The sequence below is a fragment of the Flexivirga sp. G2 genome (assembly GCF_055397625.1).
In genome coordinates, this window is record NZ_AP039675.1 from 421,895 (window position 1) to 436,312 (window position 14,418).

Genomic DNA, 14,418 nt, shown 5'->3' on the forward strand with positions numbered 1-14,418 from the left:
GACGCAGACGGCGACAAGGTCCACGACACCCCGTCAGCGCGTCGTTTCGGCGGCCTCGGGGACGGGTGCGTTCGGGTCGCGGACGGGCGTCGTCGCCGGGCCGGTCGCGGCCGGGTCGGGCCTGGCCGGCTCGGCGAGGGTGCCGCCGACGACAGGACCTTCGCGGTGGCCGACTGCGGCGTGAAACCCAGCAGTAGCAGCGCTTTTCGCGGCTTGGCCGACTCCCTTGATCGCGGCCTGACCGGCAGCTGCAGCGACTTCAGGGCCGCGCTGTTTGATCTGCTCGGTGGTCTTCTCGCGCTGCTCGACCACGGCCGGGTGATTCCAGGCGTGGCCGCTGAGCTGCTTGATCTGCTCGTAGCGGCCACGGCCGGCGCGTGCGCCGAGGACGTAACCGGCGGCGATGCCGACGGCGAATGCCAGCTTGCCCATCGGGGTTCCTTTCATCGGTTTCGTCCGACCCTACCTGCCGCGGTATGACGTGGGTGGTGCCCCGGCGGAGGCCGTCGCGGACTCGGATTGGTGGGGCGCGACCGGCGCCGTAGGATGGCGTCCGCTCGTGTGGCACTGCCACCGCGGGCAAGGAGGGCTCGCATAGTGGCCTAGTGCGGCGGTCTTGAAAACCGCTATGGGTGTAAGCCCATCGTGGGTTCGAATCCCACGCCCTCCGCAGTTGCTCTCGCGCAGGGAGCTTGCGACCGCGCGAGGAGCAGCGCGGGGGCGGGGGATGACGGGAGGAGCGTCTCGGGTTTCGCGAGGTACGAGCGAATCCGAACGCGACGGTTCCCACGCCCTCCGCCCGCCATACCAGCAAGCAACCGACCTTCCGGGTCGTTTGTCGTCGGGACTGGTGTCCCGAACCGACGTCAGCTCGTCAAGAGGCCCGCGAACTCCCGGGCCGCGATGAGGTCCTGGGCGTTCGGGCGATTCCTGCTGACCCCGCCGACGAGCTTGAACGGCCCCCAGGTGTCGCGGCCACGGCAGGTGAACGTGCCGACGACGCGGAAACCCTTGTCCTCCAGGACATCTGCGAACTGCCGGGTGTAGCGCCGGAAGGGCGGCTCCGGCAGACCGCTGGTGGCGAAGATGAACGCATCGGTGCCGGTCATGTCCGGGAGATCACGAATGCGATCGACCAGGGCGCGGTCGAACCCCATCCAGTAGATCCCCGAGCCGAACCCGACGAGCGATGCCTTGATCAACGTCTCGGGGGTGGACTCCGCGAGGGTGAGCACACGGGCGTCGAGGGCGGAGCCGATCGCCTCGGCAACACGGCGGGTGTTGCCGTGCGGACTGCGGGACGAATTCAGCAGGACGGTGGCCATGGGAGTGCCTCTCGTGGTCGGGCCCTTCGTCGTCTCGAAGATACCTGGCCCACGCACCGTTGAGTGGAAGGTGCTGCGGGCTCAGCGGCGCAGGCGGCGACGCATGCCGAATCCGGCCACGGCACAACCGAACGCGGACACCACGCCACCGGCGAGCAACGCGTCGTTCGGGTGGCCGTCACCCATGTCGCCGTCGGTGATGATGGCGGGCCCGGTCGACTTCGCCGGGGTGGCGGCACTGCTCGTGGCTGTCGGTCTCGGTGCTGCCGAACCGGTGCTCGTGGGCTGCGCCGGAGCGCAGTTCTGCGGAACGGTCAGCGGTTCGATGCTGAACAACATGCCGTCGTCGGACGGTGCGTAAATGAAGTCCAACGAGCGGGACTTCGTGACGACCGTCCTCGAGGCGCCCGGCGCCAAGCTCGGGTAGTAGCCCTCGTCGACCTTGGCGCCGGCCGGGCGCCACGAGAAGCCGATGGCGTACGGCGCGCGGTTCGTCACGGTGAAGCTGCCGCATTTCGTTGTCACCGACGGCGCGACGCACTCGGGCGCGTGGGCGGCGAACCGCCACGAGTCGGTGCCGCTCAACACATAGCCCGCTCGTGCCTGCGCGGTGACGATCAGCGCGCCACTGTCGCCGAATTCGTAAGGGGCATAGGTGCCCGCGCCCGTCACCACCCCATTGACGAGGTAATCCACACCCGTGACGCGAGGAATCGTGAGCGAGTTGTCGATGCCACCGCAGCCGACGATCTTCCACGTCGGAGCGACGGCGGTGACCTGGGTGAGTGCCGGCGTGGCGCTGCTGCTGCTCGGGCTGGGACTTCCACTGGAGGTGGCGGCACTACTGGTCGGCGCGATGAGCAGGAACAATCCGACGAACAACACCACCGCCTGCACGAGCTTCCGTCGTCCGTGCGTGAATTCCTGCTGCCGCCATGGCGCCCCCTGTATGTGATTTCCGATGCCCTCGAGCACGCTCGGAGCGGGCACAGACTACTCACAGAAGTGCGCGCGGCGCCGCGGAATCAGCACATCCCGTCAGCGCTCAGAACACCGACCAGCCGGTGAGCGAGGTGAACCGGTCCAGTGCGGCGACGCCGGCGACCGAGTTGCCGCGCCGGTCGAGGCCCGGGCCCCACACCGCGATCGAGCATCGGCCGGGCACGACCGCCAGGATGCCGCCACCGACACCGCTCTTGCCGGGTATGCCGACGCGGTACGCGAATTCGCCTGCGGCGTCATACATCCCGCAGGTGAGCAGAACGGCGTTGATGCGCTTGGTATTGCTGGCAGAGAGCATCCGCGAGCCGTCGCGGCGCAGGCCGTGACGCGCCAGGAACAGCCCGGCGAGCGCGAGGTCGCGACAGTTGATCGCGATGGCGCACTGCCGCACATACTGGTCGGCGATGCTCCGCACGTCCCCGTGGATGTTCCCGTATGACGCGAGGAAGTGCGTCAGTGCGAGATTCCGGTCGCCGTGGGCGGCTTCGGACGCGGCAACCTCCTCGTCGCAATGGATTTCGGGGTTCGCGGACTCCGTGCGGAGAAAATCGAGGACGGCCTCACCGGCGTCACCGCAGACGCCTGCCAGATGGTCGGTGACCACGAGCGCGCCCGCGTTGATGAACGGATTGCGGGGGATGCCGTTCTCGTACTCCAACTGGACGAGCGAGTTGAACGCGTTGCCCGACGGCTCCCGACCTACCCGCCACCAAAGGCTCTCGTCGTCACCCGACAGCGCGAGTGCCAATGCGAAGAGTTTCGAAACGCTCTGCAGCGAAAAGGGTTTGGTCCAGTCGCCGGTGCCGAAGCACTCGCCGTCGGGCAGGGCGACCGCGATCCCGAACTGCTTCGGGTCGACGGCGGCGAGGGCAGGTATGTAGTCGGCGACCGAGCCGGCGCCTATCTGTGGCTCGATCTCACGAGTGATCTGCTCGAGCAGCTGATCCATGTCCACGTCGCCATGATGGCAGAGTGCGGCAGTCAGTCCAGGCCGGCCGTCGACGCCCGGACGACGAGCTCCGGTTCGAAGACGACCTGTCGATGCTGATGCGACGGCGATTGCCGCTCGTCGACGAGCAATTGCGTTGCGGTGCGGCCGAGTTCGATGCGCGGCTGGCGCACGGAACTCAGTGGGATCGCCGCTGCCTCGGCAAAATCGATGTCGTCGTAACCGATGATCGCGAGGTCGTCCGGAACGCGTAGGCGCCGCCGCGTCATCTCCTGGAGTATGCCGAGAGCGAGCAGGTCGTTCGCGCAGAACACGGCGGTCGGCCGGCGGCTCGCGGGCATGCCGGCCAGCTTCGCCCCCGCGGCTCGTCCTTCGGCGACATTCAGTGCGGGCGTTGAGATCGTCTGCAGCGCAGCAGGATCGGAACCCGCGGCGGTGAACGCGTCCCGCGCTCCGGCGAGACGCTCACCGACCTGGCGAATGGAGCGGGGGCCACCCACGAAGCAGATCCGCTGGTGCCCCAGCGCGAGGAGGTGGGCAGTTGCCAGCTCGCCCCCGACCCGGTCGTTGACGGACACCGAACAGTGAGCGCGGCCCGAGCCGCGGTCGACCAGCACCACGGGAGTGCCGCTGTCCCGGATTTCTTCGATGGCAGGGGTTTTGGCGGCCACCGGAGTCACGAGCACCCCGAACGCCCGCTGTTCGCGCAGCAGGTTCAGGTGATGCGTCTCACGGGTGCGATCCTCGCCGCTGTTGCACATCACCACGGTGAGCCCGGCAGCTTCCGCGACCTCCTCTGCGCCCTTGGCGACATCGGTGAAGAACGGGTTGGCGATGTCGAGCACCACGAGTCCGATGCTCCGGCTGGACCCGGAGCGCAACTGCCGGGCCGCCTCGTTGCGGACATAGCCGAGAGACTCGATCACCCGCTGCACGCGCTCGCGAGTCGCCGGCGAGACCCGGTCGGGGCGGTTCAGGACGTTCGACACCGTGCCGAGCGAGACGCCGGCCTCCCGGGCGACGTCCACCACGCTGATCTTGTCCGGCATCTGTCCCTCCTGGCCTTCGACGGCTAAAACGTATCAGTGCCCTATGGAGCGGCGGTTCGCAGCGCGCCGTGTTGCGCTAGGACCGTGAAACAACGTGCAACACAGCGCGATCGGTGCATCTCAACTCGGGCAATTTGCGGCAAAGTGCTTGACCCTCTTCTGTGACGCAGATTACATTCGTTCGTCATACAGTGAAAGGTTTCACTACGAAGGGCAGCCGTTCGATGACCCCCGCCGACATACCCGAGCCAACCCTCGTCCTGAGTCACGCACGCAAGAGCTTCGGCGCCGTTCGCGCGCTCGTCGACGGCTCGATCACGCTCGAACGCGGCGAGGCGCACGCCCTGGTCGGCGAGAACGGCGCCGGCAAATCCACCCTGGTCAACCTGCTGGCCGGTGTGCACCAGCCGGACGGCGGGACGCTGACGATCGACGGGGAGGAGTTCGTCTTCAGCGGTCCGGCGGCGGCGCGCGACGCCGGAATCTCCATCATCTACCAGGAACCGACACTGTTCCCGGACCTCACCGTCGCGGAGAACGTCTTCATGGGTCGCCAGCCGTTGCGATCCGGACGGCGTATCGATCGGGCCCGGATGAATGACGAGGCGCGTGCGATCTTCCAACGATTGGGCGTCGCGCTCGACCCGCGGCGCGTCGCGCGCGGACTGTCGGTTGCCGACCAGCAGCTCGTCGAGATCGCGAAGGCCCTGTCCCTCTCGGCGAAGGTGCTCGTGATGGACGAGCCGACCGCGGCGCTGACGGGCGTGGAGGTCCAGCGACTCTTCGATGTGATGGCGACCCTGCGGCGCGACGGTGCGGCAGTGATGTTCATCAGCCACCGGCTCGAGGAGGTCTTCGCCAGCTGCCAGCGAGTGACGGTCATGCGCGACGGTCAGTTCGTCTCGTCATCGGCGATCGACGACACCGACGTGGACACGATCATTCACCAGATGGTCGGCCGCGACGTCGACTCGCTCTTCCCGAAAACGCCTACGAAGCCTGGTGATTCGGTGCTCGAGGTCGAGGGGCTCGGTCAGGACGGACTGTTCGACGACGTCTCGTTCACCGTCCGGCAGGGCGAGATCGTCGCGCTCGCCGGCCTCGTCGGCGCCGGGCGCAGTGAAGTGGCCCGGGCGATCTTCGGCATCGACCCGCGCAGTCGCGGAGTCGTCCGGGTCGCCGGCCAAGTGCTCGCGGCCGGTCGGCCGCTGGCGGCGATGGCGGCCGGCGTCGCGTTGGTGCCGGAGGACCGGCGTCAGCAGGGCCTGGTGATGGACATGGGGATAGACCAGAACTTCGCGCTCGCGTCGTTGCGGGCGCTGCGCCGCGGCGGGCTGATGCGACGGTCCGCCGAGCAGCGGTTGGCGAAGGAGTGGGCGGAGAAGCTGCAGGTGAAGTTCGGCCGGCTGCGCAATCCGGCGTCGACACTCTCCGGTGGCAACCAGCAGAAGGTCGTGCTCGGCAAGTGGCTCGCCCGCAACCCGTCGCTGCTCATCATCGACGAGCCGACCCGCGGCATCGACGTCGGCACCAAGTCGGAAGTGCACCGCATCATCGACGGTCTCGTCCAGGACGGTATGGCGGTCCTGATGATCTCCTCCGAGCTGCCCGAGGTCCTGGGTATGGCGGACCGCATCGTCGTGCTCCACGAAGGCCGAGTCACCGGCAACTTCGCACGGGACGAGGCCGACGAGACCACGATCATGCGCGCGGCCACCGGTCAACGCGGGAAGAGCGCCGCATGACGACTGCTACTGCGCCCAAGACCCCGGTCCCCGCGCTCGCGGAGGCGACGTCCGCCGGTCGGCTGGACGCGCTCTTGCGGGCCCGGGAGGTCGGGATCGCGCTGGCGATCGTCGTCGTCATCGCCCTGACGACGCTCAAGAACAGCCACTTCCTGAGCGCGGACAGCGTGCAGCAGATCCTCAACGGCGGCGCGCTCATCGGGCTGATGGCCGTCGGCGAGACGTTGGTGATCGTGACCCGCAACGTCGATCTGTCGATCGGATCGACGCTCGGCCTGTCGGCATACGTCGTGGGAGATCTGTTCGCACACAACGCGATCGACGTCTGGATGGGTTTCGTCGTGGCGGTCGCGATCGGCGTCGTCATAGGGCTGATCAACGGTCTGGTGACGGTGCTCTTCCGGGTGCCGAGTCTCGTGGTGACCCTTGCGATGCTCTATGTGATCCGAGGGGTCGACGGGATCATCGTCAACGGCGAGCAGATCGGCGCGAGTGACGTCCCCGGAGGTTTCACCGCGATCGGCTACAAGACGATCCTCGGTGTCCCGTGGCTGTTCATCCTCGTGGCGGTCATCGTGATCATCGCCGGCTACGCCATGCGGACCTTCCGCAGCAGCCGGGAGCTCTACGCGATCGGCTCCAGCCCGCAGGCCGCGACGCTGGCCGGCATACCCGCTGCTCGTCGGGTGCTGACCGCGTTCGTCATCAGCGGCGCGCTGGCCGGACTGGCCGGAGCGTTGTTCCTCGCGCAGTACGCACAGGTCAACAACAACTCGGGGCTGGGTTACGAACTCACCGTCGTTTCCGCGGTGGTCGTCGGTGGCGTGGCGATCTTCGGCGGCAGCGGATCCGTCTTCGGTGCGGCGCTCGGCGCGTTGCTGTTGAACACGATCAACCTCGCACTCGTGGCGGCGCGCATCAGTGCCTCCTGGAACCAGGCGATCGCCGGAGCGCTCCTGCTGGCGGCGATCGCGTTCGACCGATGGCTGACGCTGCGCGTCACGCAGAAATTGCGCAACACGGAGGGAGCACACCGTGACATCTGACGTGCACGCCGCGCCCGCGGGCCGACCCGGACGCTCGACGAGCGCGATGTCGTGGCGCGACCTCGTGCGGTGGGAGGGCGGCCTCGTCATCGTCCTGATCGCCGTGGTGATCTTCGGTTCGACGCAGTCGTCGACCTTCCTGAGCCAGTCGACGATCTTCTACGCCGGCATCAACACCGGCTTCATCGCCCTGATGGCGTTGCCGATGACCTTCATCGTCATGACCGGCGAGATCGACCTCTCGGTCGCGTCGATGCTCGGACTCGCCGGATCACTGATGGGCTTCCTCTGGCACCACGGATGGGGCATCTGGCCGGCGATGATCGCGGCCCTGGTCATCGGCGCGGTCGGCGGCGCACTGAACGGTGTGCTCGTCGCCTACACGGCTCTTCCGTCGATCGCGGTCACGATCGGCACGCTGACCCTGTTCCGCGGCATCGCACAGATCCTGCTCGGCGCGTTGACCGTTCCGGGCGTCGGCGACGATCAGTTCCCGGACGGGCTGACCAAGATCGGCACCGAGTCGATCCCCGGCGGCGCGATCTCGTACTCCACCCTCATCTTCATCGTGCTTGCGGTGATCGCCGGAATCGTCCTGCACGCAACACCTTTCGGACGTTCGTTGCACGCCATCGGCCTGCAGCCGGAGGCAGCGTCGTTCAGTGGTGTCCGGGTGCCGTGGGTGAAGTTCTGGCTGTATGTCGCCTCCGGGCTCATCTGCGCACTGGCCGGCATCCTGCTGACGCTGCAGAACGCGTCCGTGAGCTACACCGCCGGCACCGGCCTGGAGCTCAACGTCGTGGCGATCGTGCTGTTCGGGGGCGTGTCGATCTTCGGTGGCAGGGGCACCATCCTCGGGGTCCTGCTCTCGGTGGTGATCTTCGGCGCGCTGCAGATGATCCTCACCCAGACACACGTGGAGGCGGAGAAGCAACAGGTGATCACCGGGCTGCTGCTGCTGATCAGCGTGATCGTCGCCAACGGCGGCGACCTGGTGGCACGTGCCCGGACGCGGCTCACGGCCCGGCGGGGGAGTTGACGACGGCAGAACACCACGGGCCGACGACGGTCCCGTGTCTCAGGTCGGGTGCGGTGGCGCATCGCACGAAACGGAAGGATCGACAATGCAACTCACAGTAATCGGGAGAACCCGCAACTCGCGTGCCATCTCCGCCGCAGTCGCAGCAGCGGCCCTGGTCGTGGTCGCCGGCTGTTCGTCCCAATCGACCGGGAACGGCGACTCGTCAGCGACCGGAGGGTCGACCGGCAGCGCCGCCGCGTCCGGCGGCGGCAGCCCGAAGAAGGGACTGACCGTCTACTTCATCCCCAAGGACACCCAGAACCCCTACGAGGTGCTCGCCGACAAGGGTGGCCAGAAGGCACTGAAGGAACTCGGTGGCAAGGTCGTCGTCAGCAGCGGCACCGCCGACACCGCAGCGGCGCAGATCCCTTCCGTGCAGGCGGCCATCCAGGCGAAGGCTGATGCGATCGTCATCGCGGCCAACGATCCGAAAGCGTTGTGTCCCAGCCTGAACCAGGCGGCCAAGTCGGGGATCAAGATCCTGTCCTTCGACTCCGACATCTCCTGTGGCAACAGCCCGCAACACTTGTTCATCAACCAGGCGGACACCAAGACCATCGGCACCAGCGAGGTGGACCTGATGGCCAAGCAGCTGAACTCCACCGGTCAGATCGCGATCCTGTCGGCGGCACAGAGCGCGACGAACCAGAATGCCTGGATCGGCTACATGAAGCAGCAGTTGAAGAAGTACCCGAAGATGAAGCTGGTCACGACCGTCTACGGCAACGACGACCCCGCCACCTCGCTCAACGTGCTGAAGGGGCTCATCTCGGCATACCCGAACCTCAAGGGGATCATCTCGCCGACCACGGTGGGCATCTCGACCGCGGCGCAGTACCTGTCCACGCACAAGAACGTGAAGATCGCGCTGACCGGGCTCGGGCTGCCGTCGCAGATGCGGGCCTACGTCAAGGACGGCACGGTGCAGAAGTTCGCGCTGTGGGACCCGTCGAAGCTGGGCTACCTGGCCGGGTATGCCGCGGCCGCACTGGCATCCGGCAATACGACGATGGACACCGGTGCGACGTTCAAGGCCGGCAATCTCGGGTCGTACAAGGTGCTCGCTCCCGCGGGCGACGTCGGCCCCTCCGTGGTGCTCGGACCGCCGACCGTGTTCGACAAGAACAACATCGACAAGTTCAACTTCTGAGCCGACGATGCCCGAGGAGAAGGGACGATCGCGGCCGAACTGCTTTGTCCTGCAAGTGCGTCCGGAGCTGCTCGCGGGTTACCGCGAGCGGCACGCCGAAGTCTGGCCGGACATGCTGCAGGCGCTGCACGATGCGGGCTGGAGCGAATACTCGATCTTCGCTCGCACGGACGGTCTGATCGTCGGGTATGTCGAGACCGCCGATCTCGACGCCGCCCAGCGCGCCATGGCCACGACCGAGGTCAACGCCCGGTGGCAGGCGGACATGGCTCGCTTCTTCGTCGGATTGGACGGCACACCGGCCGATGAGGGGTTCGAGGTACTCGACCTGATCTTCAACCTGGAGGACCAGCTGTCCCGCGTGGAAGGAACCTCATGACAGCCAGCACATCCTCGGATGCAGGCTCCCTGCTGAGTCGAAAGTCGTTGCGACGCACCAAGATCGGCCTCGTCGCCGGCGGGCTGGGCGCCTACTGGCCGCAGTTCCCTTCGCTGCTGCCGCAGCTGCAGCGATCGGCCGCACGGGTCAGCGAGCGGCTGGCGGCGCTCGACTGCGAGGTGGTCGACGTCGGATTCATCTCCGACCCGCAGGAAGGCGCGGCGGCGGCCGAACGCCTGCGGGCCGCGGGCTGCGACCTCATCGTCGGATTCCTCACGACCTACATGACCGCCAACATGCTGGTGCCGGTCGCCCAGCGAGCCAACGCTCCGGTCCTGTTGCTGAACCTGCAACCGACCGAGGCGATGGATCACGCGACCTTCGACACCGGCGCGTGGCTGGCCTACTGCGGCGCGTGCCCGCTGCCGGAAATGGCGAACACCTTTGAACGGTGCGGCATCCCGTTCCGCTCCGTCTCCGGGTATGTCGAGGACGAGCGCGCCTGGCAGCGCATCGAGCAGTGGGTGCGTGCCGCCGGGGTCCGGGCGAGTCTGCAGCGCGGCCGGCACGGGCTGATGGGTCACCTCTATCCGGGGATGCTGGACGTGTCGACGGATCTCACCCTCGTGACAGCCAACCTCGGCGGGCACGTGGAGGTGCTCGAGTTCGACGACCTGCGTGTCCGCGCAGCCGCGGTCACCGAGCCGGAGGTCGACGAGCGTATGGCGCTGACCCGCGAGCTCTTCACGATCGACGAGACCGTCGCGGACGACGATTTCCGTTGGGCGGCAAGGGTTTCGCTTGGACTTGACCGGCTCGCCGACGACTTCGAACTGGACTCGTTGGCCTACTACCACCGTGGTCTGGAGGGCGAACAGCACGAACGGCTCGGTGCCGGCATGATCCTCGGGGCGTCGCTGTTGACCGCCCGCGGCATACCGGCCGCCGGTGAGTACGAGTTGCGCACCTCGCTGGCGATGTTGATCACCGACCGACTCGGTGCCGGTGGTTCGTTCACCGAGTTCCAGGCGCTCAACTTCGTGGACGACGTCGTCGAGATGGGCCACGACGGACCGGCCCACCTGGCGATCGCCGAGGGCAAGCCGACCCTGCGCGGGCTGGGCGTCTACCACGGCAAACGCGGCTGGGGCGTCTCCGTCGAGCTGGAGGTCCGACGCGGACCCGTCACCACGTTCGGGATCGCCCAATTGCGTGATGGGACCTACCGTTTCGTCGCGTCTCGCGGTGAGGTCGTTCCCGGCCCGCTGCTGCAGATCGGCAACACGACCTCACGGGTCGACTTCGGTTGCGACCCGGGCATCTGGACGGATGCCTGGAGTGCTTCCGCCATCAGTCACCACTGGGCATTGGCGATCGGCGATCAGCTGCCGCAACTGCGCAACGTCGCCGACCTGCTCGGGATCGAGCTCGTCGAGGTCGCTCCCTGACCGGAGCGCGCGACGGCACGTCATACCAACAGAAAGAAGGCAAAGTCATGGTCGATCTGGAGGCCGCCGGACCGGTGCTTCGTGCACAGTCGATCGAGCTGCCGTCCTGGGCGTTCGGGAATTCCGGCACCCGCTTCAAGGTGTTCTCCCAGGCGGGCGTCCCGCGAGACCCCTTCGAGAAGGTCGCCGACGCAGCCACGGTCCACGAATTCACCGGCGCCGCAGGCAAAGTCGCACTGCACATCCCGTGGGACGAGGTCGAGGACTACGGCAAGCTCGCGGCATACGCGGTCGACCACGGCATCCGGCTCGGCACGATCAACGCCAACGTCTTCCAGGACGACGACTACCGGTTGGGCAGCGTGGCCAATCCCGATCCCGCCATCCGTCGCAAGGCCCTGGACCACCTGCTGCGGTGCGTCGAGGTGATGAACGAGACGGGCTCTCGTGACCTGAAGCTGTGGTTCGCCGACGGCACGAACTATCCCGGGCAGGACTCGATCTCGGCACGCCAGGAGCGGCTCGCCGAGGTCCTGAGCACCGTCTACGAGCAGCTCGGCGACGACCAGCGACTGATCCTGGAGTACAAGCTGTTCGAGCCGGCGTTCTACTCCACGGACGTGCCCGACTGGGGCACCGCGCTGACCCATTGCCTCGCATTGGGCGAGAAGGCGAAGGTCTGCGTCGACACCGGGCACCACGCGCCCGGGACGAACATCGAATTCATCGTCGCCTCGCTGCTGCGACTGGGGAAGCTCGGCGCCTTCGACTTCAATTCACGCTTCTACGCCGACGACGACCTGATCGTCGGTGCCGCGGACCCGTTCCAGCTCTTCCGGATCCTCTTCGAGGTGCGCTGCGGCGGCGGTTTCGCCGACGACAGCGGGATCGCGTTCATGCTTGACCAGTGCCACAACATCGAGCCGAAGATCCCCGGCGAGATCCGCTCGGTGATGAACGTGCAGGAGGCGACCGCCAAGGCGATGGCGGTCGACCTGACGGCACTGGACGAAGCGCAAGAGGCCGGAGATGTGTTGGGAGCCAACGGACTTCTGATGGATGCGTTCAACACCGATGTGCGGCCGATGCTCGCCGCGCTCCGCGAGGAGCAGGGCCTGAGCGCCGATCCGATGGCCGCCTATGCCGCTTCCGGGTACGCCGAGCGGATCGCTGCCGATCGGGTCGGCGGCGCACAGGCGGGATGGGGCGCCTGATGGGCACGGTCGAGGACCTGATCGGCCGGTCCAACCGGCTGGGAGCGGATCCGCGCAACACCAACTTCGCCGGGGGCAACACCTCGGCCAAGGGCACCGTCGTGGACCCCGTCACCGATCACGACGTCGAGGTCGTGTGGGTGAAGGGTTCCGGCGGCGACCTCGGCACGCTGACGGCCTCCGGGTTGGCGGCGTTGCGGCTGGACCGGCTGCGTGCACTGGCCGACGTCTATCCCGGGGTGGACCGTGAGGACGAGATGGTAGCGGCGTTCGACTTCTGTCTGCACGGCAAGGGCGGTGCGGCGCCGTCGATCGACACCGCTATGCACGGACTGGTGGCGGCGCCGCACGTGGACCACCTCCACCCGGACTCCGGGATCGCCCTCGCCACCGCTGCGGACGGTGAGGCGCTCACCCGCGAGTGCTTCGGCGACCGCGTCGTATGGGTGCCGTGGCGGCGCCCCGGCTTCCAGCTCGGCCTGGACATCGCGCAGGTCGCCAGGGACAACCCGCAAGCCATCGGCTGTGTCCTGGGCGGACACGGCATCACTGCGTGGGGCGCGAACAGCGAGGAATGCGAGCACAATTCGCTGACCATCATTCACGAGGCCGAGAGCTTCATCGCGAAGCAGGGCAAGAAGTCGCCGTTCGGGGATCGCATCGCGGCGAACGCCCCGCTGTCGGAGGCGGAGCGTCATACCCGCGCTGCCGCGCTGGCGCCGGTGATCCGGGGGCTGGCCTCCACCGATCAGCCACAGGTCGGTCACTTCACCGACAGCGACGTGGTCCTGGACTTCCTCGCGTCGGTGGAGCATCCACGGCTCGCGGCACTCGGGACGTCCTGCCCGGACCACTTCCTGCGGACCAAGGTGCGCCCGATGGTTCTCGACCTGCCGCCGAGTGCACCGATCGACGAGGTGATCACGCGTCTGCGTGAGCTGCACGCCGAGTACCGCACCGCGTACGCCGCCTATTACGACGCGCACGCCACGGCGGACTCGCCGGCGATGCGCGGCGCGGATCCGGCGATCGTCCTCGTGCCGGGGATCGGCATGTTCAGCTTCGGCAAGAACAAGCAGACCGCACGTGTCGCGGGTGAGTTCTACGTCAACGCCATCAACGTGATGCGCGGCGCGGAGGCGATCTCGACATACCGGCCGATCTCCGATGCGGAGAAGTTCCGCATCGAGTACTGGGCGCTGGAGGAGGCGAAGCTCGCGCGTATGCCGGCACCGAAGCCGCTGGCCACCCGGGTCGCCTTCGTCACCGGCGCCGGGTCCGGCATCGGTCGGGCCATCGCCCAGCGGCTCGCCGCCGAGGGCGCCTGTGTGGTCATCGCCGATCGTGACAGGCAGGCGGCTGCCGACGTCGCGGCGGCCATCGGCACGACCGACGTGGCGGTGCCGGTGACGGTCGATGTGACCGACGAGAAGGCCATCGCGGCGGCTCTCGATGCCGCCGTACTCGCTTTCGGCGGAGTCGATCTCGTCGTCAACAACGCCGGCCTTTCGGTGTCGAAGGCACTTGCGGAGACCTCCGCGGCCGACTGGGATCTGCAGCACGACGTGATGGCCCGTGGCTCGTTCCTGGTCGCCCGCGAGGCGGCTCGGGTGCTCGAGCAGCAGGGGATGGGCGGCGACATCGTCTACATCTCCAGCAAGAACAGCCTGGTCGCCGGCCCCAACAACATCGCGTATGGCGCCGCCAAGGCCGATCAGTCCCACCAGGTGCGCCTGCTGGCTGCGGAACTCGGCGGCATCGGGGTCCGGGTCAATGGCGTGAATCCCGATGGGGTGGTCCGTGGTTCGGGAATCTTCGCCGGTGGCTGGGGCGCGAATCGGGCGGCCGTCTACGGCGTGAAGGAGGAGGAACTCGGCGCGTTCTATGCCGGCCGCACCCTGCTGAAGAAGGAGGTGTTGCCCGAGCACGTCGCGGCGGCGGTCTTCGCGCTCACCGGCGGTGACCTGTCCCAGACGACCGGTGCGCACATCCCGGTCGATGCCGGCGTGCCGGCCGCCTTCCTGCGCTGA

At 67.5% G+C, this 14,418-nt stretch carries 13 protein-coding genes and 1 tRNA gene; 9 read left to right on the forward strand and 5 right to left on the reverse strand.

All coding sequences use genetic code 11. From position 1 onward, the window contains the following. Positions 1 to 33: 33 nt before the first annotated feature. Complete coding sequence (locus tag ACZ50J_RS02025) at positions 34 to 432, reverse strand: hypothetical protein (protein WP_464299622.1); 399 nt, start codon at positions 430 to 432, stop codon at positions 34 to 36. Positions 433 to 583: 151 nt separating this feature from the next. On the opposite strand from ACZ50J_RS02025, the gene ACZ50J_RS02030 reads away from it, so the two are divergent. Beyond that, positions 584 to 670 (forward strand) — tRNA-Ser (locus ACZ50J_RS02030). Positions 671 to 866: 196 nt separating this feature from the next. On the opposite strand, the gene ACZ50J_RS02035 is transcribed toward ACZ50J_RS02030, so the two are convergent. From ACZ50J_RS02035 to ACZ50J_RS02050, 4 genes are all read right to left on the reverse strand, one after another. Further along, complete coding sequence (locus tag ACZ50J_RS02035) at positions 867 to 1,325, reverse strand: flavodoxin family protein (RefSeq protein ID WP_464299623.1); 459 nt, start codon at positions 1,323 to 1,325, stop codon at positions 867 to 869. 81 nt (positions 1,326 to 1,406) lie between these two features. Further along, positions 1,407 to 2,315, reverse strand: coding sequence for a hypothetical protein (locus ACZ50J_RS02040; protein WP_464299624.1), 909 nt, complete (start codon positions 2,313 to 2,315; stop codon positions 1,407 to 1,409). 55 nt (positions 2,316 to 2,370) lie between these two features. Continuing rightward, positions 2,371 to 3,276: a glutaminase gene (locus ACZ50J_RS02045; protein ID WP_464301297.1), complete on the reverse strand. Its 906-nt coding sequence runs from the start codon at positions 3,274 to 3,276 to the stop codon at positions 2,371 to 2,373. A 32-nt stretch (positions 3,277 to 3,308) separates the two neighbouring features. After that, a complete protein-coding gene (locus ACZ50J_RS02050; RefSeq protein ID WP_464299625.1) occupies positions 3,309 to 4,325 on the reverse strand; it encodes a LacI family DNA-binding transcriptional regulator in 1,017 nt (338 codons plus the stop codon). Between the two features lie 224 nt (positions 4,326 to 4,549). On the opposite strand from ACZ50J_RS02050, the gene ACZ50J_RS02055 reads away from it, so the two are divergent. The 8 genes from ACZ50J_RS02055 to ACZ50J_RS02090 all read left to right on the forward strand — a co-directional run bounded on the left by ACZ50J_RS02055 (position 4,550) and on the right by ACZ50J_RS02090 (position 14,418). Beyond that, positions 4,550 to 6,070 (forward strand): sugar ABC transporter ATP-binding protein, encoded by a 1,521-nt coding sequence (locus ACZ50J_RS02055; RefSeq protein WP_464299626.1) that lies wholly within the window; start codon positions 4,550 to 4,552, stop codon positions 6,068 to 6,070. Then, entirely contained in the window at positions 6,067 to 7,116 is a 1,050-nt protein-coding gene (locus tag ACZ50J_RS02060) for an ABC transporter permease (protein ID WP_464299627.1), read from the forward strand. Before ACZ50J_RS02055 ends, ACZ50J_RS02060 begins: the two co-directional genes overlap by 4 nt. Beyond that, a complete protein-coding gene (locus tag ACZ50J_RS02065; protein ID WP_464299628.1) occupies positions 7,106 to 8,155 on the forward strand; it encodes an ABC transporter permease in 1,050 nt (349 codons plus the stop codon). The genes ACZ50J_RS02060 and ACZ50J_RS02065 overlap by 11 nt, the downstream gene beginning before the upstream one ends. 85 nt (positions 8,156 to 8,240) lie before the next feature. Next, positions 8,241 to 9,347 carry a rhamnose ABC transporter substrate-binding protein gene (gene rhaS / locus ACZ50J_RS02070; protein ID WP_464299629.1) on the forward strand — a complete coding sequence of 369 codons (1,107 nt, stop codon included), beginning with the start codon at positions 8,241 to 8,243 and terminating at the stop codon, positions 9,345 to 9,347. A gap of 7 nt (positions 9,348 to 9,354) precedes the next feature. Continuing rightward, a complete protein-coding gene (locus ACZ50J_RS02075; protein WP_464299630.1) occupies positions 9,355 to 9,726 on the forward strand; it encodes an L-rhamnose mutarotase in 372 nt (123 codons plus the stop codon). Further along, positions 9,723 to 11,174, forward strand: coding sequence for an arabinose isomerase (locus tag ACZ50J_RS02080; protein ID WP_464299631.1), 1,452 nt, complete (start codon positions 9,723 to 9,725; stop codon positions 11,172 to 11,174). Before ACZ50J_RS02075 ends, ACZ50J_RS02080 begins: the two co-directional genes overlap by 4 nt. A 47-nt stretch (positions 11,175 to 11,221) precedes the next feature. Next, positions 11,222 to 12,388 (forward strand): L-rhamnose isomerase, encoded by a 1,167-nt coding sequence (gene rhaI / locus ACZ50J_RS02085; protein ID WP_464299632.1) that lies wholly within the window; start codon positions 11,222 to 11,224, stop codon positions 12,386 to 12,388. After that, positions 12,388 to 14,418 carry a bifunctional aldolase/short-chain dehydrogenase gene (locus tag ACZ50J_RS02090; RefSeq protein ID WP_464299633.1) on the forward strand — a complete coding sequence of 677 codons (2,031 nt, stop codon included), beginning with the start codon at positions 12,388 to 12,390 and terminating at the stop codon, positions 14,416 to 14,418. Before rhaI ends, ACZ50J_RS02090 begins: the two co-directional genes overlap by 1 nt.

Coding starts and splice junctions, on each gene's coding strand:
- ACZ50J_RS02025 (WP_464299622.1), bottom strand. CDS start 432: ATGGGCAAGCTGGCATTCGCCGTCGGCATCGCCGCCGGTTACGTCCTC.
- ACZ50J_RS02035 (WP_464299623.1), bottom strand. CDS start 1,325: ATGGCCACCGTCCTGCTGAATTCGTCCCGCAGTCCGCACGGCAACACC.
- ACZ50J_RS02045 (WP_464301297.1), bottom strand. CDS start 3,276: ATGGATCAGCTGCTCGAGCAGATCACTCGTGAGATCGAGCCACAGATA.
- ACZ50J_RS02050 (WP_464299625.1), bottom strand. CDS start 4,325: ATGCCGGACAAGATCAGCGTGGTGGACGTCGCCCGGGAGGCCGGCGTC.
- ACZ50J_RS02055 (WP_464299626.1), top strand. CDS start 4,550: ATGACCCCCGCCGACATACCCGAGCCAACCCTCGTCCTGAGTCACGCA.
- ACZ50J_RS02060 (WP_464299627.1), top strand. CDS start 6,067: ATGACGACTGCTACTGCGCCCAAGACCCCGGTCCCCGCGCTCGCGGAG.
- rhaS (WP_464299629.1), top strand. CDS start 8,241: ATGCAACTCACAGTAATCGGGAGAACCCGCAACTCGCGTGCCATCTCC.
- ACZ50J_RS02075 (WP_464299630.1), top strand. CDS start 9,355: ATGCCCGAGGAGAAGGGACGATCGCGGCCGAACTGCTTTGTCCTGCAA.
- ACZ50J_RS02080 (WP_464299631.1), top strand. CDS start 9,723: ATGACAGCCAGCACATCCTCGGATGCAGGCTCCCTGCTGAGTCGAAAG.
- rhaI (WP_464299632.1), top strand. CDS start 11,222: ATGGTCGATCTGGAGGCCGCCGGACCGGTGCTTCGTGCACAGTCGATC.
- ACZ50J_RS02090 (WP_464299633.1), top strand. CDS start 12,388: ATGGGCACGGTCGAGGACCTGATCGGCCGGTCCAACCGGCTGGGAGCG.